This window comes from Pseudomonas sp. FBCC-B1565, from assembly GCF_059133265.1.
In genome coordinates this window covers 4,344,487-4,366,219 of record NZ_CP101438.1, presented here as the reverse complement: position 1 = coordinate 4,366,219, position 21,733 = coordinate 4,344,487, and the positions used below count along the sequence as shown (strand labels likewise).

Annotated in this window: 24 protein-coding genes and 1 tRNA gene; 11 read left to right on the top strand and 14 right to left on the bottom strand. The window is 61.5% G+C overall.

Translation table 11 applies throughout. The features are described 5' to 3' along the window. Positions 1 to 6 precede the first annotated feature (6 nt). Positions 7 to 705: an NAD(P)H-dependent oxidoreductase gene (locus NL123_RS20080; protein WP_248487593.1), complete on the top strand. Its 699-nt coding sequence runs from the start codon at positions 7 to 9 to the stop codon at positions 703 to 705. Positions 706 to 720: 15 nt separating this feature from the next. Here the strand turns inward: NL123_RS20080 and NL123_RS20075 are convergent, their stop codons facing one another. Next, positions 721 to 1,791, bottom strand: a complete 1,071-nt coding sequence (locus tag NL123_RS20075) for a 3-deoxy-7-phosphoheptulonate synthase (protein WP_248487595.1) — start codon at positions 1,789 to 1,791, stop codon at positions 721 to 723. A 609-nt stretch (positions 1,792 to 2,400) separates the two neighbouring features. On the opposite strand from NL123_RS20075, the gene NL123_RS20070 reads away from it, so the two are divergent. Further along, positions 2,401 to 3,150, top strand: coding sequence for a carbon-nitrogen hydrolase family protein (locus NL123_RS20070; RefSeq protein WP_494356187.1), 750 nt, complete (start codon positions 2,401 to 2,403; stop codon positions 3,148 to 3,150). Further along, positions 3,151 to 3,582 carry a GNAT family N-acetyltransferase gene (locus tag NL123_RS20065; protein WP_494356186.1) on the top strand — a complete coding sequence of 144 codons (432 nt, stop codon included), beginning with the start codon at positions 3,151 to 3,153 and terminating at the stop codon, positions 3,580 to 3,582. Positions 3,583 to 3,617: 35 nt separating this feature from the next. Here NL123_RS20065 and NL123_RS20060 read toward each other — a convergent pair whose 3' ends face one another. Next, the gene (locus NL123_RS20060) at positions 3,618 to 3,857 is read right to left on the bottom strand and encodes a DNA-binding protein (protein WP_248487600.1); all 240 of its coding nucleotides are present in this window, start codon (positions 3,855 to 3,857) and stop codon (positions 3,618 to 3,620) included. An 82-nt stretch (positions 3,858 to 3,939) separates the two neighbouring features. On the opposite strand from NL123_RS20060, the gene NL123_RS20055 reads away from it, so the two are divergent. The 5 genes from NL123_RS20055 to NL123_RS20035 all read left to right on the top strand — a co-directional run bounded on the left by NL123_RS20055 (position 3,940) and on the right by NL123_RS20035 (position 7,655). Next, positions 3,940 to 4,305, top strand: a complete 366-nt coding sequence (locus NL123_RS20055; protein WP_058427132.1) for a helix-turn-helix domain-containing protein — start codon at positions 3,940 to 3,942, stop codon at positions 4,303 to 4,305. Between the two features lie 151 nt (positions 4,306 to 4,456). Beyond that, entirely contained in the window at positions 4,457 to 5,098 is a 642-nt protein-coding gene (gene gacA, locus NL123_RS20050; protein ID WP_003190387.1) for a response regulator transcription factor GacA, read from the top strand. 1 nt (position 5,099) lies between these two features. Then, a complete protein-coding gene (gene uvrC / locus NL123_RS20045) occupies positions 5,100 to 6,923 on the top strand; it encodes an excinuclease ABC subunit UvrC (RefSeq protein WP_248487603.1) in 1,824 nt (607 codons plus the stop codon). Between the two features lie 32 nt (positions 6,924 to 6,955). Beyond that, positions 6,956 to 7,516 (top strand): CDP-diacylglycerol--glycerol-3-phosphate 3-phosphatidyltransferase, encoded by a 561-nt coding sequence (gene pgsA, locus NL123_RS20040; RefSeq protein ID WP_003232771.1) that lies wholly within the window; start codon positions 6,956 to 6,958, stop codon positions 7,514 to 7,516. A 63-nt stretch (positions 7,517 to 7,579) separates the two neighbouring features. Then, a tRNA-Gly gene (locus NL123_RS20035) sits at positions 7,580 to 7,655 on the top strand. A gap of 114 nt (positions 7,656 to 7,769) precedes the next feature. Here NL123_RS20035 and NL123_RS20030 read toward each other — a convergent pair. Further along, positions 7,770 to 8,984 (bottom strand): MFS transporter, encoded by a 1,215-nt coding sequence (locus tag NL123_RS20030; RefSeq protein ID WP_494356185.1) that lies wholly within the window; start codon positions 8,982 to 8,984, stop codon positions 7,770 to 7,772. Positions 8,985 to 9,082: 98 nt separating this feature from the next. On the opposite strand from NL123_RS20030, the gene NL123_RS20025 reads away from it, so the two are divergent. Further along, positions 9,083 to 10,033, top strand: coding sequence for a LysR family transcriptional regulator (locus tag NL123_RS20025; RefSeq protein ID WP_494356184.1), 951 nt, complete (start codon positions 9,083 to 9,085; stop codon positions 10,031 to 10,033). 31 nt (positions 10,034 to 10,064) lie between these two features. Here the strand turns inward: NL123_RS20025 and NL123_RS20020 are convergent, their stop codons facing one another. From NL123_RS20020 to NL123_RS20010, 3 genes are all read right to left on the bottom strand, one after another. Then, on the bottom strand, positions 10,065 to 10,814 hold the full coding sequence (locus tag NL123_RS20020) for an IclR family transcriptional regulator (RefSeq protein WP_494356183.1): 750 nt from the start codon (positions 10,812 to 10,814) through the stop codon (positions 10,065 to 10,067). A gap of 168 nt (positions 10,815 to 10,982) precedes the next feature. Beyond that, the gene (locus tag NL123_RS20015; protein WP_248487610.1) at positions 10,983 to 12,320 is read right to left on the bottom strand and encodes an MFS transporter; all 1,338 of its coding nucleotides are present in this window, start codon (positions 12,318 to 12,320) and stop codon (positions 10,983 to 10,985) included. 81 nt (positions 12,321 to 12,401) lie between these two features. Beyond that, positions 12,402 to 13,379, bottom strand: a complete 978-nt coding sequence (locus NL123_RS20010; RefSeq protein ID WP_494356182.1) for a hydroxyacid dehydrogenase — start codon at positions 13,377 to 13,379, stop codon at positions 12,402 to 12,404. 348 nt (positions 13,380 to 13,727) lie between these two features. Here NL123_RS20010 and NL123_RS20005 point away from each other — a divergent pair, with 348 nt between their 5' ends. Together NL123_RS20005 and NL123_RS20000 are read left to right on the top strand one after the other, a co-directional pair. Then, complete coding sequence (locus NL123_RS20005; protein WP_494356181.1) at positions 13,728 to 14,405, top strand: RraA family protein; 678 nt, start codon at positions 13,728 to 13,730, stop codon at positions 14,403 to 14,405. Between the two features lie 78 nt (positions 14,406 to 14,483). Beyond that, positions 14,484 to 15,728 (top strand): MFS transporter, encoded by a 1,245-nt coding sequence (locus NL123_RS20000; protein ID WP_494356180.1) that lies wholly within the window; start codon positions 14,484 to 14,486, stop codon positions 15,726 to 15,728. A gap of 73 nt (positions 15,729 to 15,801) precedes the next feature. Here the strand turns inward: NL123_RS20000 and NL123_RS19995 are convergent, their stop codons facing one another. Genes NL123_RS19995 through NL123_RS19960 form a run of 8 tightly spaced genes read right to left on the bottom strand, consistent with a single transcriptional unit; the run spans position 15,802 to position 21,701 of the window. After that, the gene (locus tag NL123_RS19995) at positions 15,802 to 16,626 is read right to left on the bottom strand and encodes a DUF4198 domain-containing protein (RefSeq protein WP_248487619.1); all 825 of its coding nucleotides are present in this window, start codon (positions 16,624 to 16,626) and stop codon (positions 15,802 to 15,804) included. Positions 16,627 to 16,634: 8 nt separating this feature from the next. Next, entirely contained in the window at positions 16,635 to 16,958 is a 324-nt protein-coding gene (locus NL123_RS19990) for a hypothetical protein (protein ID WP_058427124.1), read from the bottom strand. 29 nt (positions 16,959 to 16,987) lie between these two features. Next, positions 16,988 to 17,980: a metal ABC transporter solute-binding protein, Zn/Mn family gene (locus NL123_RS19985; protein ID WP_494356179.1), complete on the bottom strand. Its 993-nt coding sequence runs from the start codon at positions 17,978 to 17,980 to the stop codon at positions 16,988 to 16,990. After that, the gene (locus tag NL123_RS19980; RefSeq protein ID WP_058427123.1) at positions 17,977 to 18,882 is read right to left on the bottom strand and encodes a metal ABC transporter permease; all 906 of its coding nucleotides are present in this window, start codon (positions 18,880 to 18,882) and stop codon (positions 17,977 to 17,979) included. Before NL123_RS19980 ends, NL123_RS19985 begins: the two co-directional genes overlap by 4 nt. Beyond that, positions 18,879 to 19,586, bottom strand: coding sequence for a metal ABC transporter ATP-binding protein (locus tag NL123_RS19975; RefSeq protein ID WP_494356178.1), 708 nt, complete (start codon positions 19,584 to 19,586; stop codon positions 18,879 to 18,881). The genes NL123_RS19980 and NL123_RS19975 overlap by 4 nt, the downstream gene beginning before the upstream one ends. Next, complete coding sequence (locus NL123_RS19970) at positions 19,583 to 20,515, bottom strand: metal ABC transporter solute-binding protein, Zn/Mn family (protein ID WP_494356177.1); 933 nt, start codon at positions 20,513 to 20,515, stop codon at positions 19,583 to 19,585. Before NL123_RS19970 ends, NL123_RS19975 begins: the two co-directional genes overlap by 4 nt. Beyond that, the gene (locus tag NL123_RS19965; protein WP_494356176.1) at positions 20,512 to 21,213 is read right to left on the bottom strand and encodes a DUF6162 family protein; all 702 of its coding nucleotides are present in this window, start codon (positions 21,211 to 21,213) and stop codon (positions 20,512 to 20,514) included. Before NL123_RS19965 ends, NL123_RS19970 begins: the two co-directional genes overlap by 4 nt. After that, positions 21,213 to 21,701 (bottom strand): DUF6644 family protein, encoded by a 489-nt coding sequence (locus NL123_RS19960; RefSeq protein WP_058427167.1) that lies wholly within the window; start codon positions 21,699 to 21,701, stop codon positions 21,213 to 21,215. Before NL123_RS19960 ends, NL123_RS19965 begins: the two co-directional genes overlap by 1 nt. Positions 21,702 to 21,733: the final 32 nt, after the last annotated feature.

Below are 21,733 nucleotides of genomic sequence, written 5' to 3'. Positions count from 1 at the left end.
ACTCCCATGAAGGTTTTGATTGTTCACGCCCATCCCGAACCGCAGTCGTTCACCGCGGCCCTACGTGATCAAGCGGTCGCCACGCTGCAAGGCCAGGGGCACAGCGTCAAGGTCAGTGATTTGTACGCCATGCAGTGGAACCCGGTGGCGTCGGCGGCGGATTTCTCCACGCGGGAAAACCCCGATTACCTGGTGTATGCCCTGGAGCAACGCCTGGGGGTGAAGAAACAGTCGATAGCGGCGGATATTCAGGCTGAGTTGGACAAGCTGCTGTGGGCCGATCTGTTGATCCTCAACTTTCCGATCTTCTGGTTCTCGGCACCGGCCATGCTCAAAGGTTGGATTGACCGCGTGCTGGTGTCGGGCGTGTGTTACGGCGGCAAGCGCTTTTACGATCAGGGCGGGCTGGCCGGTAAGCGGGCGCTGGTCACCGTGACCCTGGGCGGGCGCGCGCATATGTTCGGCGAGGGCGCGATTCATGGGCCGCTGGAGGACATGTTGCGACCGATCCTGCGCGGCACGCTGGCGTATGTGGGCTATGAGGTACTGGCGCCGTTTGTGGCGTGGCATGTGCCGTATATCAGTGCCGAGGCACGGCAGGATTTCCTGGTGGAGTATGAGCGGCGGCTGCAAGGGCTGGCGGATGAACAGCCCTTGGTGTTTCCGAAACTTGAGCAATTTGATGAGGCGCTGTACCCGCTGTAGCAGCGCCCTGGTCGGTCAGCCTCGTGCGCGCAAACGCTCGGCGGCGCTACGCAACAACTGCTCGGTGCCGTCCCAGCCCAGGCAGCCATCGGTCACCGACACGCCGTACTTCATCGATGCGCTCAACGGCTGGCAGCCTTCGAACAAGTGGCTTTCGAGCATCATGCCGATCAGCGACGTGTCGCCCTGCAAGCGCTGCTCCAGCACGTCGTTGAATACCGCCGGCTGACGCAGTGGGTCCTTGCCGCTGTTGGCATGGCTGCAATCGACCATGATCCGCGGCGCCACCTTGGACTTGGCCAGGTCGTGTTTCACCTGCGCCACGCTTTGCGCATCGTAGTTCGGCCCACGGTGACCGCCACGCAGTACCAGATGGGTGTCGGGGTTGCCCGGGGTCTGGATGATCGCCGGGTGGCCCTGGCTGTCGACGCCGAAGTGACGGTGCGGGTGGGACGCCGAGCGCATCGCGTCGCAGGCAATCGCCACGCCGCCGTCGGTGCCGTTCTTGAAGCCGACGGGCATGCCCAGGCCGCTGGCCATTTCGCGGTGGATCTGCGATTCGGTGGTGCGCGCGCCAATCGCGACCCAGCTGAGCAGGTCATCGAAGTAGCCGGCCGCCATCGGTTGCAGCAGCTCGGTGGCGACCGGCAGGCCCAGGCGCAGCATTTCGCGCATCAGTTCGCGGGACAGGTTGAGGCCGGCGGCCATGTCGTCGCTACCGTCCAGGTGCGGGTCGTAGGCCAGGCCTTTCCAGCCGATGGTGGTGCGCGGTTTTTCGACGTAGGCGCGGATCACCAGCAGCATCTGGTCGCTGACGTCGAGTGCGAGCTTCCTCAGGTTGCGGGCGTATTCCATGGCCGACTCCGGGTCGTGGATCGAGCACGGGCCGACGATCACCAGCAAACGTGAATCCTGACCATTGAGGATGGCGCGCACGGCGTGGCGATGGGCGTGGACTTGTTCAGTGAGGAACGGGCTGAGCGGCAGCTTGAGCTTTAAATCAAGCGCGCTGGGCAAGCGCTGGGTCAGGGCTTCATTGGCGCTGGTCAGGGCAGAAACGGGCAGGGCGGCGGTGGCAGAGTTCATATTCAAGGCTTCCTGGGCAAGCGGCGGGTTGTTCCCGCGCGCCTGGCCCTACTGGGGTGTTCGACAATGGGCCGTATTGGCTGTGTGTGTTGGCTTGCCACCCATAGGTGACCGATCGGAGGCGGCAGGCTGTCCCGAGCGGAGCTGGCTAAATCGCCATGCAGTGGAAGTGTCGTAGCGGTAATAGGTGGCGTAGTTCATGTCGTGTGTCCTTTAAGTGTTCGTCAAAAAATAGTGGGGCCTGAAAAAACAAAACCCCCGGTCGGGGAGCCGACCGGGGGTTTAGATTTCTCTGGTAGGCGACCCCTTGAGTAGTGGGCGCCGATTTCAGGTATCAGGCGCGCCAGTGGCTAAACCAATACCCAAAATAAAAGCTGACCAGTGCGCTCGAACCGTTCAGACGGGTAGCCGATACCGAGCGCGGGGCGCTGGCAGCAGGGCAAACCTGAGGGATGGTGAGTTGCAACATGGTGTGTCTCCAAATGATGGGGGGGAGCTTACTAGAGGGATGCAGGAGGATTCAATCAGTAATTTCTATTGCGCGGGGGGACTGACTGCTATCGACCGAGATATGCTTGCAACACCTTGGATGATTGCTTGGACGCGACCATGACTGCCCTGACCCTTGCTGCTGCTCAATCTGTTTCCATCGCGGGCGACGTGCCGGCCAATATCGAGCGGCACTTGGCCCTTATGCACGCGGCGGCCGACCATGGCGTGCACGTGCTGGTGTTTCCGGAACTCTCGTTGACCGGCTATGAACCGTCACTGGCGGCCGAATTGGCGATTGTTCCCGAGGACGCGGTGCTGGCGCCGCTGCGCGAAATGGCACGGGAGTTGGGCTTGATCGCGGTGGTCGGCATGCCGATCCGCCTGGCACCAGGGGCAGGTGTGCTGATCGCTGCGCTGGTGTTGGGGGCCGACGGTTCTCTTGCGGTGCACACCAAGCAGCATCTGCATCCTGGCGAAGAACTGGCGTTTGTCGCGGGGCAGGGTGGTGCGGCGCTCGACACTGGCGATGACCGCATTGCGCTGGCGGTGTGCGCGGATTTCTCCCATGCCAGTCACCCGCGCCAGGCGGCTGAGGCGGGCGCCACTGTCTACGCCGCCAGTGTGTTGATCAGCGAAGGCGGCTATGCAACAGACAGCGCGTTGCTCCGGGGCTATGCGGCCGAGCATGGCCTGTTGGTGTTGATGGCCAACCATGGCGGGCCATCGGGTGGCTATGTGTGTGCCGGTCGCAGCGCCATTTGGGCCACCGATGGCCGTTTACTGGCCGCCGCGCCGGGCCTGGGTGAGGCGTTGGTGATCGCCCGCCGCAAGGGTGCTACGTGGGCTGGTCAAGTGGTAGTGCTGTAAATGGGGTTTCACCTGCGCGCCGCGACGGACCAGGAATTGCCGTTCGCCCGAACCCTGACCTTCGAGGCCATGAGTCGCTATTACCTGCAATACGACCTGGTGTGGTCCAACGATGGCTTTGATGTCGCTTGGGCGGGCCGCGAAAACTGGCTGATCTGCAACGACGAGGCCGTGCTGGGTTTTATCAGCCTGAGCCGCGACAGCCGCGCACTCTACATCCGTGAGTTGCATATGCTTGCGGCGTGCCGCAGGCAGGGCGCGGGCAGTTGGGTATTGCAGCAGATGGCGCTCAAGGCCCAGGCGTTGGGGTTGCTGCGTTTGACCGTGTTCAAGACCAACCCGGCCCGCAGGCTCTATCAGCGCATGGGATTTAGCATTGTCGGTGAGGAAGACTGCTTCTGGCGCATGGAACGTATCTGTCCATCCAGTTAAACCATGCGCTCAATCCTAATAAGCGCATACTGGTTTCAGGAGACGACTTCCTGATTGTTGTTTTGGCCATCAGCCTCAGAAAGGATGACCCCTTCTTTCATGCCCAAAAGGACCGCTACCTTATGGGCTTCTCCACGCCGTCCCTTTTTGCGCCCCGCGAGTACTTGATAGGTGGTTGCCGGATCAACGCCATGTTCTCGGGCGAACGCTTGAACTGACTTTCCTTGATGTTCCAGCCAAGCCTTGGCTTGTGCGGCAGTGCGGATTCCGGGCATAGTTCAAAACCGTTCAAGTTTGTTTAACAAAGAGATGAGTGTGTCACCTCTTGGGGTGTGCCAAATAGGATCATACATCCAAATGAGTGGAATCGGTTCGCGTTTGAGGCAAGAAAGGGAGCGACTTGGGCTGTCGCAAAAAGTGTTTGGTGAAATTGGAGGCGTTGAAGCCAACGCACAAGGTAAATACGAAAGTGGAGGGCGGGCGCCTAAAGCAGACTACTTGTCCCGTGTCGCCGAAAAAGGTGTGGACGTGTTGTACGTATTGACCGGTATTGCCACCCCCATTCAACTGGATAACCTGAGCCAGATTGAAGAAAAGGTACTGGGAGACTACCGCGCGATGTTCAAGGAAGACCAGGCTGCGATCCGCCGCTTGACGTCTACCCTGGCCGAACATTCAGCTTCGCTGAATGGAAAACCCAAGCCGCAGCCCCAGGATTCCTGACCTGCCGCCCAACAAACAGAGCCGTTCACCCTAGGGTGGACGGCGTCTGTGTGTTCAAACTCTATATATATGACGCTTGCAGCTAGGTCTGCGCCTTGGTTTTTTGCTAAGGTGTTCAGCAACCTATAAGACCATATCGCGAGGTGTCTGCTTGATTAGGGTGCTAGTAGTCGATGACCATGATCTCGTTCGTACAGGCATTACACGAATGCTGGCTGACATCGATGGCCTGCAAGTAGTCGGTCAGGCCGAGTCCGGGGAAGAGTCCCTGATCAAGGCCCGGGAGTTGAAACCCGATGTGGTGCTGATGGACGTCAAGATGCCCGGTATCGGCGGTCTTGGCGCCACGACCAAGTTGTTGCGCAGCCACCCGGACATCAAGGTCGTGGTGGTGACCGTGTGTGAAGAAGACCCGTTCCCGACGCGCCTGCTGCAGGCCGGCGCGGCCGGTTACCTGACCAAGGGCGCAGGCCTCGCCGAGATGGTGCAAGCCATTCGCCTGGTGTTTGCCGGGCAGCGTTACATCAGCCCGCAGATCGCCCAGCAACTGGCCATTAAATCCTTCCAGCCCACCAGCGACTCGCCGTTCGATGCGCTGTCGGAGCGGGAGATCCAGATTGCCTTGATGATCGTCGGCTGCCAGAAGGTGCAGACGATCTCCGACAAGCTGTGCCTGTCGCCCAAGACCGTCAACACCTACCGTTATCGCATTTTCGAGAAGCTCGCCATCAGCAGTGATGTTGAATTGACCCTGCTCGCGGTGCGCCACGGCATGGTCGACGCCAGCGCCTGACATGACCACACCGTTTGATCCCAGTGCCTTCCTCTCGACCTGCAGTGGCCGCCCCGGCGTGTACCGCATGTTCGACAGCGAGGCGCGCCTGCTGTATGTCGGCAAAGCCAAGAACCTGAAGAACCGCCTGGCGAGTTACTTTCGCAAGAGCGGTCTCGCGCCGAAAACCGCCGCGCTGGTGGCGCGCATCGCCCAGGTCGAAACCACCATCACCGCCAATGAAACCGAAGCACTGCTGCTTGAGCAGACGCTGATCAAGGAATGGCGGCCGCCTTACAACATCCTGCTGCGCGATGATAAGTCCTACCCCTACGTGTTTTTATCCGACGGCAACTTCCCACGCCTGAGCATTCACCGCGGTGCGAAGAAGCAGAAGGGCAAGTATTTCGGGCCCTATCCCAGCGCCGGCGCGATCCGCGAAAGCCTGAGCCTGCTGCAAAAGACCTTTTTTGTGCGCCAGTGCGAAGACAGCTTCTACAAGAACCGCACCCGGCCGTGCCTGCAATACCAGATCAAGCGCTGCAAGGCGCCCTGCGTGGGCCTGGTGGAGCCGGCCGAGTATGCCGAGGATGTGCGCCACTCGGTGATGTTCCTCGAAGGGCGCAGCAATGCCCTCACCGACGAACTTTCCGGCGCCATGGAGCAGGCCGCCAGTACCCTGGACTTTGAAAAGGCCGCCGAACTGCGCGACCAGATTTCCCTGCTGCGCCGCGTGCAGGACCAGCAGAGCATGGAAGGCGGTACCGGTGACGTCGATGTGATCGCCGCCTTCGTCAACCCGGGCGGCGCCTGTGTGCACCTGATCAGCGTGCGCGGCGGGCGGGTACTGGGCAGCAAGAACTTCTTCCCGCAGACCGGTATCGACGAGGACGTGGCCGAGGTCATGGCGGCCTTCCTGGGCCAGTATTACGTGAGCAGTCCCGAACGCGACCTGCCGTCGGAGCTCATCGTCAACGTGGTGCACGAAGACTTCCCCACGCTGATCGAGGCGATCCACGAACTGCGCGGCCGCGAACTGGACATCAGCCACCGCGTACGCGGCACCCGCGCCCGTTGGCAGCAACTGGCCGTGACCAATGCCGAACAGGCCCTGGGCGCGCGCCTGGCCAATCGACAGCACGTCGCCGCACGCTTCGACGCCCTGGCCGAAGTCCTCAACCTGGACGAACCGCCGCAGCGCCTGGAGTGTTACGACATCAGCCACTCCAGCGGCGAAGCCACCGTGGCGTCCTGCGTGGTGTTCGGGCCGGAAGGGCCGATCAAATCCGACTATCGGCGCTACAACATCGAAGGCGTCACCGCCGGCGATGACTACGCAGCCATGCACCAGGCCCTGACCCGACGTTTCAGCAAGTTGAAGGACGGCGAGGGCAAGCTGCCGGATATCCTCTTGGTGGACGGTGGCAAGGGCCAGCTGTCCATGGCCCGCGACGTGCTCAACGAACTGGCGGTGCCCGACCTGATCCTGCTCGGCGTGGCCAAGGGCGCCACGCGCAAGGCGGGTTTCGAGACGTTGTACTTGAATGATGCCGCCCATGAGTTCACCTTGAAGGGCGACTCACCGGCGCTGCACCTGATCCAGCAGATCCGCGATGAAGCCCACCGTTTCGCCATTACCGGCCACCGCGCTCGTCGTGGCAAAACCCGACGAACCTCAACCCTGGAAGGGGTGGCGGGCGTCGGGCCGACACGGCGACGCGACTTGCTTAAACATTTTGGTGGCTTGCAGGAGCTATCCCGTGCCAGCATTGACGAAATAGCCAAAGCTCCCGGTATCAGTAAAAAGCTCGCTGAGTTGATTTATGCGAATCTGCACAGCGAATAGAATGCCTTTCCACCTCGTAGCCAGTTGTGCCGATGAATATCCCTAATCTGATCACCGTTCTACGCGTCCTGCTTATTCCTATTTTCATCCTGTTGTTTTATTTGCCGTACGAGTGGAGTTATGCGGCCTCCAGTTCGGTATTCGCCTTCGCGGCCGCCACCGACTGGCTCGACGGCTACCTGGCCCGTCGCCTGGAACAGAGCACGCCGTTCGGCGCGTTCCTCGACCCGGTGGCCGACAAACTCATGGTGGCCGTCGCCCTGGTCCTGCTGGTGCAGGAACACGGCAACCTGTGGCTGACCCTGCCGGCCGCCGTGATCATCGGCCGCGAAATCGTGGTTTCCGCCCTGCGCGAATGGATGGCCGAAATCGGCGCCCGCGCCCACGTCGCCGTCTCCAACATGGGCAAATGGAAAACCGCCGCGCAGATGCTCGCGCTGGTGATCCTGCTGGCCAACCCGTCGGACTTCTCCTTCTGGGTGTTGACCGGCTACGCCTTGCTGCTCATCGCCGCCGGCCTGACCTTGTGGTCGATGCTCCAGTATCTGCGCGCTGCCTGGCCGCATCTGCGCACCACCGTTGAAAAGAAATAAAACATTTTCGAATCAAGGGGTTGACCGGTTCTGATAATTCTATAGAATGCGCATCACCAAGACGCGGGAATAGCTCAGTTGGTAGAGCACGACCTTGCCAAGGTCGGGGTCGCGAGTTCGAGTCTCGTTTCCCGCTCCAAACACAAAGAAAAAGCCACTCTAACGAGTGGCTTTTTTTTGCCTGCTGTTCCGTCCAGAATCGTGTCCGCCATTCGGCCAGTCTCGATTGCCGATTGTTCGCGCAGCCCAACGGTCAACGCCTGAAAGCCTGCGTTTTGGCCATCGAGACAATCAATAGCGCCGGCAGCAGCAGCGCCAATGCTACCCAGGGAATAGCGCTCGCCCCACAGGTTTCCAGGAGAACACCGCCGATCACACCGCTGCCTGCAAATGCCAGGTTAAAGACGGTGACCAGCATTGATTGCGCAATGTCAGCGCCGTCTCCGGCAACTTCAGCCAAGGCGGTTTGCAATAAGGTTGGCGCGCCGCCGAAGCTCATCCCCCACAAGACGATGCTGATGTAGATCGCACTGGCGGGCAGGTCACCCAGCCCAAGGGCAAACGACACCAGGGTGAATGCTGTCAGGCTGAGCAGTACCAGGCTGCGAAGCCTGCCATCAATCAGCGTGCCGATCACCCATAGGCCGAACAAGGCCGCAATACCGAATGCAAGTAGGCCCCGATCAACCTGATCGGCCAGGCCAACCGAAGCCAGGAACGCTGCAATATAGGTATAGAGCGTGTAATGGGCCAGGATCCAGAGTATGACCACCGCCAGCACCGGCCGCACCCCCGGGGTTTGCAGGACCCTGCGCAGCGGCAGGCGTCGATCGGCGCGTTGTCCGGGAAAGTCAGGCACTTTCAGATAGATCCAGGCCATCAGCAAAAGGCTGAGTCCTGAGAGCGTCCCGAACACGCATCGCCATCCCAGCAATTTGCCGAGCCAGGCACCCAGCGGTACCCCCAGGGCCAGTGCCAAAGGGATGCCGAGCATGGCCAGCGCCATGGCGCGACCTTGCAATTGTGGGGCGACCAAGCGTCTGGCGTAGCCGGCCAGCAGGCTCCAGGCCAGACCGGTGGCAATGCCCACCATGAAGCGCGCCGCCAGCGTCAATGCAAACCAGGGCGAGAGGGCGGTGACCGCATTGCAGGTGCAAAACACCGCGACCGCCAGTAATAGCAACAAGCGCCGACGCCAACCCTGCAACGCGAGCGTCAAAGGAATAGCCGCCAACCCTGAGCCCAGTGCGCACAGCGTCACCATCTGGCCGGCCCATGCTTGCGACACACCCAATGCCTCGGCGATCTGTGGCAAAAGTCCTGCAGGCACGGTTTCGTTGGCGGTAGCGATAAAGCTACCCATTGTCAGCGCCAACAGGGCCGCCAGTGGCAGACGCCCGGTAGTGAGATGTTCGCGCGTGTTAGATGTCGTGAAAGAGCCATTTTCAACATGTGATTTGCCAGTCATGACCTGTGCTCAGTGGGAAGGGAGGGACAAGTGTGATGAATTGCCACAGATTTGATAATTGGCCTACCATTTGATGATCTATCAAATTTGAATTGAATATGACCACTGACCGATTGGGTGATATGCGTTTGTTTGTCGAGGCGGCGGCACTCGGCAGCCTGTCTGCCGCAGGACGCAAACTGGCACTGTCGCCAGCTGCGGCCAGCGCGCGCCTCATCAAGCTTGAGGCGGCGCTGCGCACCAAATTGTTTGATCGCACAACCCGTCAGTTGCGCCTCACGGAAGAAGGTCGGTTTTACTTGCAGCAGTGCTGGGTCGCATTGCGGGCTATCGATGAGGCGGAATCGGGGCTTCAAGCCAGTCAAACTGAAGTGCGTGGCAAGGTGCGGATATCCGCGTCTGCCGACTTTGGCCGCAATCTTTTGAATGACTGGCTTGAGGCATTCAGTGTGTTGCACCCGGAACTGTGCGTCGCGCTGACGTTGTCGGATTCGGTGTCGAATCTGGTGCAGGACGATATTGATCTGGCAATCCGGTTTGGGCAGCCACATGAAAGCTCGATGATCGCCAGGCAGTTAGCGCCCAACTGGCGAGTACTGTGCGCTTCGCCTGACTACCTGGCGCGATACGGTGTACCCCAGACCCCTGCTGACCTGGTTAACCACAAGTTCATCGTGCTGGTGACTGGCGCAGGGCCATTGAACACCTTTCACTTTGTGGTGGACGGTCAGGCATGGAACCACACCGTGCCCATGAGCCAGGCATGGGAGACCAACGATGGCGCACTCGCGCGCGCATGGGCGTTGGCCGGGCATGGCATCGCACGTAAGACCATCTGGGATGCTGCCGCCGATATCCGTGCTGGGCGACTGAACGTCCTGTTGCCTGACTTTTCTGTCCCGGAGGCCGGCGTCTACGCGGTATTGCATGGCAACCGTTACCGGGTTCCCCGCGTGCGGGTCTTGCTGGATTTCCTTGTCGAGCAGTTCGATCGCGCAACCGATGAGCTGCTGTCAGGTCTTGAAGTGCCTGATGCCAGGAGGTCGTAAGCCACGTCATACCAGATAGGGGCGTGGTCGCTCAGCCTTGGGTTTTCCTGGCGCGGGATTTCTTCTGCGCAGGTTGAGCGTCGCCCTCATCGAGCGCGTCGCCCCCCAGGCTGCGGGTCAGCTGTACGGCAGCGCTCTGAAACAGTGGGTGCAACGTCTGTGCCTGTTCGGCGGTCAGTCGGCTCGCGGGGCCGGAGAGTACCAGCGCGCCAATCAGGTTTTCCCCCGGGCCGAAAATCGGCAGTGCCATCGAGGAAGCGTGCGGGTCCGTGGCGCCCACGGAGTAAATCGGTTTCATCATTTTCGCCGCCAGGGAGTACGGCGTTCTCAACGCTTCGGCGCCGGCAGCGCCGTCCATGGGGCGCGTATCACCGGGTTGCAGGTGCAGGCGCAAGTGGTGCGGTGAGTTCACGCGATAGAGGCACATTCGGTAAGCGCCATGCCTGACATAAAAGGATGCCGTTTCTCCGGTTTCCTGGGTCAGCGTGTGAAGCAATGGGGTGATATGCCGTTCCAGGTCGAGCCCGTCCTGGTAGACGGTATTCAAGCGCATGATCTCCGTGGCCAGTTGATAGCGGCCGTCGGCCAGGCGGCTGATCAGGCCGTAATTTTCCAGGGAAACCATCAAGCGCATGATGGTGCTTTTGATCAGCCCGGTTCGGTCGGCGAGTTCAGCCAGCTCCAGGGCGGTGTCGCCCATCTTGAACGCGGTGAGCACGGTCAGCACCCGATCGGCCGAAGCAACCCCGGTGACTGCCGGGCGCGGGCGAATTTTTACCATGGGGTGGCTCCTTGTGAGGGTGGGCGTGGGCTGTGCGTGAGCAGGGTGCAAAATACTGCCATTGGCGCGCGGGGGCAATGCGCGTGAAGGATTGGCCGCGCGCGCTAAATAAAACGCTGCTGACGGGGCGGGGCCCGGCAGCAGCGAGGGTGCAGCCTATAGGGGAGATCAGCCCGCGTTGGCTTCCTTGTTGAACTCCACGGGATCACTCGATTTGTTCAGGTGCTTGCGTCCGATCAACAACACCATGAGTGCACCCAGCGCGCACAGTGCCGCGAGCGGCAGCAAGGCCAGCGCATGGCTGCCCGTGGCATGCTGGATCGTGCCGTAGACATTCACCATGAGGCCGCCGCCGATCAGGTTGGCCATCGCACCCACTGCCGCCAGGCCTGCCGCTGCGGTGGAGGACGACAGCCAGGTCGACACCAGGGCCCAGAACGGTCCCTTCATCGAGTAAGCGCCGATCAGCACCATGGACATCATCAGCACGGTTGCCACCAGTGAAGAGGTCATCAGCGCCAGCAACAGGCCGGCCGTGATCAACAACAGGGTGGTCGCGGTGTGCCAGCGGCGTTCACCGGTCTTGTCGGAGCTGCGGCCCCACAGGATCATCAGGATCGACGCCAGGCCGTACGGAATGGCATTGACCAGGCCGATTTCCAGGTTATTCAAGCCAAAGGTCTTGAGCAATTGCGGTGCCCAGACACTCATGGTGCTGCCTGCCGCAGAGGCGCCGGAATAGATCAGCGCCAACACCCAGATGTGTTTATGGCGCAGCAGCTTCCACAACGAGATATGCCCGATGGCGGTCTTGCGGCCGCGTTCTTCGGCCAGTCGGTTGGTCAGCCAGCCACGTTGCTCGTCACTCAGCCATTTGGCTTGCTCGGGGCGATCGGTCAATACGAACAGGCAGGCGATACCCAGCAACACTGCGGGAATGCCTTCGATGATGAACAACCAGTGCCAGCCGCGCATGCCAAACCAGCCGTCCAGGCTCAGCAGAAGGCCGGACAGCGGCGAGCCAATGAAGTTGGCGCCGGGAATGGCAACCATGAAGATCGCAACCATGCGTCCACGGTAGGCGGCCGGCAACCAGTAGGTGAGGTAAAGCAGTACGCCAGGAAAAAAGCCGGCCTCCGCGGCGCCCAGCAGGAAGCGCATCACATAGAGCGAGTTGGCGCCCTGCACGAATGCAGTGCCTGCCGAAATCAGCCCCCAGGTAATCATGATGCGAGCAATCCAGACCCTTGCACCGAAGCGCTGCAAGGCCAGGTTGCTCGGCACTTCGACCAGGAAGTAAGAGACAAAGAACAGGCTGCTGGCAAAGCCGAAGATCGCCGGTGTCAGGCCCAGGTCCTGGTTCATCTGCAAGGAAGCCATGCCGATATTGCCGCGGTCGATGATCGCCAGCAGGTAGCAGAGGATCAGGAACGGCAGCAGCCGCCACGCCACCTTGCGCATGGTTGAGCGCTCAACGGCGCTGATTTCGGTAGAGCTGGTAGACATGACTCTCTCCCATTTTGTTTTTTTTGGAGAAGCGTTATGACCCGCACTGCTACTTGAGGCGTGCGGGTTGCATGAATTCAATCACTGCGCATAGAGATGACGATTGACCACCGCGCGCGGGTCGGGCGCGATGCCGCCCCAGAAATCGATGATCTGTTGCACGGCCAGCAGCCCCACGCGGTCCCGCGCTTCGGCGGTATTGGCGCCCACATGCGGCGTCGCCACCAGGGTCGGCAGGCCCCATAGCGGCGAGTCGGCAGGCGGCGGTTCGGGGTTGAACGTATCCAGGCCGGCGCCGCCGATCTGGCCCGTGCTCAGGGCTTTTACCAAGGCGTCGGTCTCAATCAGCTCACCGCGTGCGGTGTTGATCAGCAGGCTGCCGGGGCGCATGCGCTTGAACTGCGCCTCGCCGAACAGGTTGCGGTTCTGCTCCGTGAGCGGGCAATGCAGGCTGATGATATCGCAGTCCGCCAGCAAGGCATCGAAGTCGCTGACCTGCTCAACGTTGGGCACGTCAGGCAGGTTTTTCAGGTAGGGGTCGTACACCTTGACCTGCATGCGCAGCGGGCCGACCAGCTCCATCAGAATTCGACCGATTGAGCCCAGGCCGACCAGGCCCAAGGTCTTGCCCGACAGCTCGATACCGACCGAGGTCGCTTTATCCCAATGCCCATCGCGCATCCGTGCATCCAGCAGGGCGGTGTGGCGGGCGACGCTGAACATCAACGCCAGTGCATGCTCGGCGACCGACTGCGCATTGGCGCCCAGGGCAATGGTCACGGGAATGCTGCGTTCGGCGGCTGCCGCAATGTCGATGGTGTCGTAGCCCACGCCGTGCTTGGCAATGATCTTCAACTGCGCGGACGCCTGGATCATGTCCCGCGTCAGGTGACCCTGGCGCACGATGATTGCATCGGGCTGTTCGCGCGCAATGATCGCAGTGAGTTCGTCGGCGGGTAGGTAGGGGATGGTCGGTATGACGCGCACGCCGTGTGAGGCGGCGTGGGCCATGGCTTCGGCAGTCAATTCAGGGCCGGTCAGCAAAAGGGTTCGGGTCATGTTGCGCACCTTGGTTTTTTTATCTGTGTGCAGCTGGGGGCTAATGACATGACCCTCAGCGGTGACTAAAACCTAACATAATGAAACGGCGTTGCAATAAAAAGATTTTTTCAGGATGAATTCCATTCTTTGATCATGCTGTAGTGCCTGTGTTTTTCTTGATAAATCAGCATTTTATTTTTGAATAAGCTGATTTTCATGCCTTGTGACAATCAGCGTTTACGCGACGAGCTGCACGCAATGCTTGCTTGCAAGTCAAAAAATGAAATGATAATTTCGAAATGCCGTTTCATTTTAATTATTCTGCAGTCGCGCCACGGCTTACAAAAAACATAAGAAGGTGACCCCATGTCCATTGGTTTCAGAGTGCTCGAACAAGCTCGCAAAGTGTCCGTCGAATGGGTTGAGCGCTACCGGACGGTGCCCGTCGCCAACATCAGCGACTCGATGAATCGCATGACCGCCGGCGGCGCCAGCCTGCGTGCCATGCACCGTCAGGGTGTGTTGGTGGGACCGGCACTGACCGTCAAGGCGCGCCCGGGCGACAACCTGATGCTGCATTACGCCATTGACATCGCACAGCCGGGCGACGTCATCGTGGTGGATGCCGGCGGCGACCTGAGCAACGCACTGATCGGTGAAATGATGGTCGCGTATGCGGTCAAAAAAGGGGTGGCCGGCATTGTAATCAACGGCGCCATCCGTGACGCCGCCAGTATCGGCGCCGGTGATTTCCCGCTGTTCGCCGCCGGCGTCACCCACCGTGGCCCTTACAAGGACGGCCCAGGCGAGGTCAACGTGGCGATTGCGATTGATGGCATGGTCATCGAACCCGGTGACCTGGTCATCGGCGACGAAGACGGCTTGCTCTGCGTGCCGTTTGATCAGGTCGGTGAAGTGTATGATCGTGCCCACGCCAAGCATGCTGCCGAACAAAAGCAGCTTGAACAGATTGCCCAGGGTGAAAACGACCGTACCTGGGTCCTGAAATCTCTCATACAGAAAGGCTGCGAGCTCCCTGGCTGATCCCGCTACACCCTGGCCGCCGTGTTCGGCCAGGGTTCACGGGCAGGGCGTCGCAGGCTTCATACCTAAAGGCTCGATGTGACTTCTGTTCCCGTCTCCCGTTGGCCCGCGCCGATCCGCGCATTGAGCCATCGCAATTTCCAGATCTACTTCGTGGGTCAGGGCCTATCGACCCTGGGTAAGTGGATTCAACAGGTCGCACTGGCCTGGCTGGCTTATCACTTGACGGGTTCGGCTGTATTGCTGGGCACGATTGCTTTCCTGACGCTGCTGCCCCAATTGTTGGTCGGCCCACTGGCGGGCGCCTGGTCGGACCGCCACGACAAACGCCGCCTATTGATGGGCGTGCAAACCCTGCTTGCCCTGCAATCGCTGGTGTTGGCCGTACTCACCTGGCAGCAATGGATGGGCCGGGAGGTGATCATCGTCATGGCGCTGATTCTCGGCTTGCTCAATGCCCTGGAAACACCGCTGCGCCAGGCGTTGATCAGCAGTTTCGTCGACGACCCCAGGGACTTGCCCAACGCGCTAGTGCTGAACGCAATGCTGATCAACGCCGCCCGCTTTATTGGCCCTCCGCTGGCGGGGTTGCTGATCAACTGGAGTGGCGAAGCCGGCTGTTTTCTCCTGACCAGTATCGCGTTTGTCATGTTGCTGATCGGGCTGGGCAGAGTGAGAAGCCGCGAGCAAACCAAGGCCCAGGGTTCCACCGCAGAGATTTTCCGTGAAGGCCTGCGCTACCTGTGGCGCACACTTCATATTCGGCGTTTGCTGATCAGCGTGATCATGGTCAACCTGCTGGCCTCTTGTTACACGGTGCTGTTGCCGATCCTGGCAAAAAACGTGTTCGCCGGTGATGCGCAAACCTTGGGTTGGTTATGGGGTGCCGCCGGTGCCGGGGCGTTTGTCGCGACGATTTTCCTGGCGTTTGTCGGCGGTGCGTCGAACCTGCAACGCATCATCGGCGCCGGGGCACTGGTGTGTGCGATCGCCTTGTGCGCGATAGCCGCCAACCCGCCGTTGTGGTTCACGCTGATCGTGCTGGCGGGCTTGGGGTTTGGCATCACCGTGAGCAATGTCAGCAGCAACATGACCCTGCAAAGCACCGCGCCCGAGGCGCTGCGCGGGCGGGTGATTGCGTTCTACATCGCCATGCGTTTCGGCTTCGAAGCGATTGGTGGGTTGTTGGCTGGGCTGGCGGCTGCGGCCTTCAGCGTGCAGTGGACCTTGTTGCTGGCCGGTGCACTGCTGTTGGCGTATCAGGGCGTCAGTGGATGGTTGTCAGTTTGCAGGCACCGTTCTGGCAGGGGGCCGTCAGGGTGACAGTCGGTTCGCTGCTTTGCTGGCAGGCGACTCGACAGAACGCGGCGCTTTGACCGATACCGATAACCGCACGTCATTTCATGTCCCTGGCCTGGATCCACAGCACCGCATCCTGGGACAGGGGTTTGCCCTTGTAGGTTTTGGTCGCGCCGATGTTGAGCGCCGCAATGCCCCACCAGCCAGCGCGTGGCAGGCCGATGGTCACGATGCCTTGGGCATCCGAATACGTACTCAAGGATTTGAAGGCGGCTTGGGGGGCAGTGACATAGTCCTTCTGGCCAAAGGCGTTGTTTTTGATGTCGACCGCATGATTGACGTACTCGATTTCGATCTCGGCGAACGGCACGGGCTTGCCGTCAGCCAGGACCAACGCGCGGAACACGCCACCCGTCCAGTTTGCATACGGCTTGTTCAGGGGTTGGATCTCAACCGCCAACCCTTGGGGTTCTGACCCGTTGCCGGGCACGCCGCCCACGTTCACGACGAGCTTGGTGAACTGTTGGATGTAGACGCCTTCCTCGGTTTCCAGATACGGCTCAGGTTCGAGTACGAAAATATGGTCGCCCAGGGGCCGCACCAACTCCCGTGGAATCGACGCACGATAGGCGGTCACTGGTTTTTCGCGACCCTGCCACTGGACGGGTTTGAGGTATTGGCGCAGGTCGGTTGTTTTTCCGCCGTGGCCGCTGATGAGGCTGAAGGCCTTGGGTTCACCCATGGCCATCGTCGGCCCACCGGAGAACGGATGCGTGAACACTATAGCGAAGTCCAGGTCGGCCGCACGCTGCAGCGCGGTTTCGTCAAGGTAGAGCATCTGGAAGTGCGCTTGCGCGGCGCAGGTCATGCAACCGAAGGTCGCGGCGGCAAAGGCTTGGAGCAGTCGTCGTTTGATCAGCATGGTCGGGCTCACTTTGAGATGTCAGAGGACTGGATCGTGGCGCCATGGTTTTCACCACCGAGGAATTCCACCGAGTACGCGCCGGCGGGGGCCTGGAACGTGTAGCTGTTGTCCTTGTCGACAGTCCCTTCGAGCAATAGCTTGTTGCTGGGGTCCTGGACATGGATTTTTCGACCTGCGGCGGAACTGCCGTCGGTGTAGCCGGCTTCACATTTCACCCAGTCATCGTGCTCGATGTAGCAGTCGAAAACGGGGCCGTGGGCCAGCGCGGCCTGGCAGAACAGCAGGGCACCTGCCAGCAGTATCGGGTGGGCCAGATCTCGCGGTTTCATAAGGTTTCGTTCTCCATGGTCGAAGTGGATCACTGCGGCGTCGCCGTTTGGGCGGCAGCCACTGCGGGAGCGGCCGGCGCGAAGGCCGCCAGCAAGGCGTCGAGGTTGGCACTCAGCAGCGCCTCGTAGCTGTTGGCCGGGTTGGCGAGCATGCCCGGGTTGCCGCTATCCAGGATCAGCAGGCGTGCGCCGCCGTCCTCGATGGCCTGTGCAATCCTGGCGTCAGGCGCCCATTTGTGGACTACCACGCGGATATCACGCTCGCGAAGGTAGCGGGTCAGGGCGGCGCGGTCGGCGTCCGTCCAGTCGATGTCCTGGCGCACGAACCAACCGTCCACATACACGCCGAACTCGCCGAACAGGTAGACCGGCTCGCTGACCAGCGACAGCACGCGCAGGTCTGGCACTTTCAGCAGCCGATCGCCGTAGCCGGCCTTCAGGCGGCGCATGCGGCCGTCGAGCGCAGCGAGGTTGCGCGCGATCCGTGGCGCGTCGGTCGGGGACAGCCGAGCCAGGTCGGCGGCAATCAATGCCGACATGCGCATGGCATTGACCGGCCCCAGCCAGGCGTAAGGCGACGGGCCGCCTTCGCCGTTGCGGGCGTCTGCCCAGGGCACATCGTTTGCCGGCACGCGTGTTACGGCCACGCCGGGCTTGAGGCTGTCCCAAGAGTGCGACGCATCGATCTCGACGATCCGCAGGTTGTGGCGCCGCGCCGTCGCATACAACGGGTCGGCGCGCCACAGGCTACTCAGGGTGACCACGGCGACGGCCCTCTGGAACACCGCCGGCTCCAGGCGCGACAGCGCGTTGGCCTGGCTTTCCATGGGCACGGCGGCGTCCAGCGGGACACGTACGACCTCGATGTGCGTGCCTTCGCCGAGTGCCGAGGTGAGCGCATACATCGCCGGCAGGGCGACGAGCACTGGCTGTTGCTCCTGCGCAAAAGCTGACGGCGCGCCACCCAGCAGCAGGGCGAACAGCGCCAGCCAAGGGCGAATTGAGCGGTTGAACCTTTTCATACGCTGGCCCCTTTGAACTGCGGCGCGGTGCCGCGGATGAGGGTGGTGAAGGCAAATACCAAGGCTGCGACGATCACGATGGCGCCACCCGTGGGCACCGGAATATGGAACTGCATCGGTGCCAGAATCCCGACCACACAGGAAAAGGTCGCAATCAGGACGGCCCACGTGACCAGGCCCGGCAGTGAGCGGCTGATGTTGCGGGCTGCGGCTGCCGGTATCAGCAGCAAGGCCTCGACCAGCACGGCGCCGATGATCTTCAAGCAGGCGACCGTTACCAGGGTGACCAACACCACGAACAGGTACTCGACGCTGCGCACCTTGACGCCGCGCGCATGGGCCAGGCTCGGGTTGAGGCTGGAGAGCAACATGCCGTTGTACAGGGGCAGCCCGATCAGCGTGCAAATCACCGTCACGCCCAGCAGTACGTTCATGTCGGTGTGGTCGACCGCCAGGATCGAGCCGAACAGCACGCCTTCCATGACGTGTGTGTTGATTTTCGCGGACACGAACAGCAGCAATGAGGCACCGACCGCCAGCGAGATGGACAGGAACACGCCGATCAACGTGTCATTGGCCAGGGTGGTGCGGTGCTGCGTGTACTTGAGGGTCAGGGCGAACAGCAGGCAGAAGCCGAACATCGAGAAGTAGGGCGAGGTGTAGGACTCGCCGATCAGCACGCCAATGGCCACGCCGGTCATCGCCGCATTGCCCACGGACTGGCTGAAGAACGCCATCCGCTTGATCATCACCATCGAACCCAGCACCCCCAGCAACGGCCCGATCAGCACTGAGCACATCAGCGCATTGATCACGAACTCGTATTCGAACGGTTGCGGCAACACCTGGCTCGCGGCGAGCGCCTGGAGGTGGTCGCGAATGAAGTCGTACAGGGCATTCATCGAATGGCCTCCAGTCGGCTGTCGAGCTGATCGGCAGGGCCGTGAAACAGCACCCGTTGATTGATAACGGTCACGGACTGCGCGATACGCTTGACCTGTTCGAGGTCGTGGTTGATCCACAAAATGGTCACCCCACGGCGGTTCAGCTCGGCCACCAGCGCCTCTACCAGGCGCACACCGGGCTCGTCGATCCCGGCGGTCGGTTCATCGAGGATCAGCAGCCACGGCATCGGGCTGATCGCCTGGGCCAGCAGCACCCGCTGACGCTGGCCACCGGACAGGCTGCCAAAGGGTTTTTTACCCATCCCCGCCATGCCGGTACGCTCCAGGGCCTGGGCATGGGCCGCCTTGGCGGCGCGGCTTGCGCCGAGGAAGGCGGGCCGGCGTTGACCCAACAGGGCCATGAGATCGTTCACTGTCATGGGCACGTTGCGGTCGAAGTCCGGCAACTGCGGCACATACCCCATGGGCGTAGTGAGTTCACCTTCAAGCCGGATCGTTCCCGAATGCGGCATCTGGCCCAGCAGCGCACGCACCAGTGAGGTTTTGCCGCCGCCGTTGGGGCCGACCAGGCAGTGCAATGCGCCGGCCCCGATGCGCATGCTCACTTGATCGAGCACCTGCGTGCCTCCCAGTCGCAGGGAGACGTTGTCGAACACAATGGCGGGGCCGCGCATCGCGTGTTGCTCCTTCAGCGCGTTCATTGCTGCGTAAACTCGACGGCTTGCGCCAGGGTCTCGAGGTTTTCGCGCATCGCGACCTCGAATTCGTCCGCGCTGTAGCTATCGCCGGTGATATGAGACAGGGCGAACACCTTCACGCCGGTGGCGGCTTCGATGGGTTTGGCCAGGTCGAGGGAGAAGTTCTTTTCGGCGAACAGCACCTTGACGTTGGCCTTCTTGATCGCCTCGATGGTGTTGGCCAATTGGCGTGCCGTCGGCGCGACGCCATGGCGCGGCTCGATCACGGCGCTTACGAACAAGCCGAACTCCTGCATCATGTAGTCGTAGCCGGCATGGGTCGTCGCACAGCGGAACGACGACAGGTCCAGTGCGGCGAAGCGCGTCATGAAGCCTGCGCGCAGCGCACGGATACGGCCGGCATACGCCAGCGCATTCTTGCGATACTCGCCCGCGTTGTCCGGGTCCAACTCGCCCAGCCGGCGAGCGATTTCGAACACCTGTTGGATCGCTGCCGTGGTCGAGACAAAGGTGTGCGGGTTGACCACCTTGACCCCTTCCTGGTCACCGCCGATGGGAATCAGCGCCACCGTGGCGTTCGCCTGGATAATCGGCAGTGTTTGCGTGCGCCCGGCGGCCTTGATGATCTGGAAGGCCCATTCATCGTGCCCGATACCGTTGACCACCAGCACATCGATATTCATCGCGCGGGTGATGTCATCGGGTTGCGGCTGGTAATTGTGCGGGTTGGCCTCTGCCGGAATCAGCGCAATGACTGGCGCCCGATCGCCGACGATATTGGCCACGAAGCTGTAGTAGGGATGCAGGGTGATACCGATTCTGAGTGGCTTCGCCGAGGCGAAGGCCGGGCCGGCGAGTGCGATGGCGGTGATCAGCACCCACAGCGCGATGCAACGGCGCCACACGGCGCGATGTTTCGTAGAAACAGTCATGGCTGGGTTCCTTTTACGCGTTCGATTTCGCTGGCACCGTCGTACGGGATGACTTGGCGCCAACCATCGCCGACCAGGGATTCCGGCTTGACGATGGCGGGGTAGGGCGCGTTCGGGTCACGGTGGACCCAGATCGTCGCCTGGTTGGCCCACATCACACCGGCGTGGGCGTGGCCGATGATCAGCAGGTAGGCGCTCTGGCCCGGCGCGTGGCCGGCTGAGCCGTAATAGACCGTGGCGCCCTGGCCCAGGGTGGCCTTGGACACGTCGCTGACGGCAGGGTCCGCCGCCGTGGCGTCGTCCTCGCCGCCCTGATGGGCCAGGTGGGTGCCGGGCAGAATCAATTGCCAGTGCACCTCGCCATTGGCCTTCCAGAAGGCATCACGGTAGAACGGCGGCAGCAACAGCTCCTGTGCACGCTCCAGGGTGATCCAGCCGCCGGTATCGTTGTTGTTCCAGATGATTTCCTCGCCGGCCGGCAGCAAGGCGCTGTGGATGGCCTGATCGACCGCACCCAAGCCGTCAAAGGAACGCACCTGCCAGCTCAGCGGGGTGGGCGGGCCGACTCTTTCCGGGCGCAGCATCACATAGCCAGCCACGCTGGCGATGACGGCCAGGGTCGCCAGCACCAGGCCCAGCGACTCCCATGCGCCGGAGCGTGGTCGCACCTGGGTGATTGCAGCGGCTGGGCGCGCCATCAGAGAAACGCGATCCAGCGGCCCAGGAAGACCACGCCGGCCCACAACAGCAACGAGCTGAACCCGGCGACGCGCGCCTGACGGGGAGGCGGCAGCGTCGTGTCCCATTCGGCAATTCGGCGAAAGGCGCCCAAGTGGAACACCGCCATGTTGGCGCCGGCCAGCATCAGCAGGCCCATTTTCAGCAGGAACGCGGTGTTCTGCACATAGGTCGTGCCATTGGCACAGAACATCAGCAGGCCGGTGATCACGCAGGTCACGAACGCGACCCAGGTGTAGGGCAGCAAATCCTGGATCAGTTTCAGCGCGCCGCGCCGGTGGGCGGTTACGCCAAGCAGGCGCAGGTCAACGACGGCGATGGTGCCGTAGACAATGGCGATGCCGATTACGTGCACCGATTCCAGCATTGGAAAGGCCGAGCCTGACTCGCGGATGAACGTCGCGACAGGCGTGTCCTGGATGGCTTGCAGCAGGGGTTGAATATCCATGGCGAATACCTGAGAACTTTCGTTGAAAACAC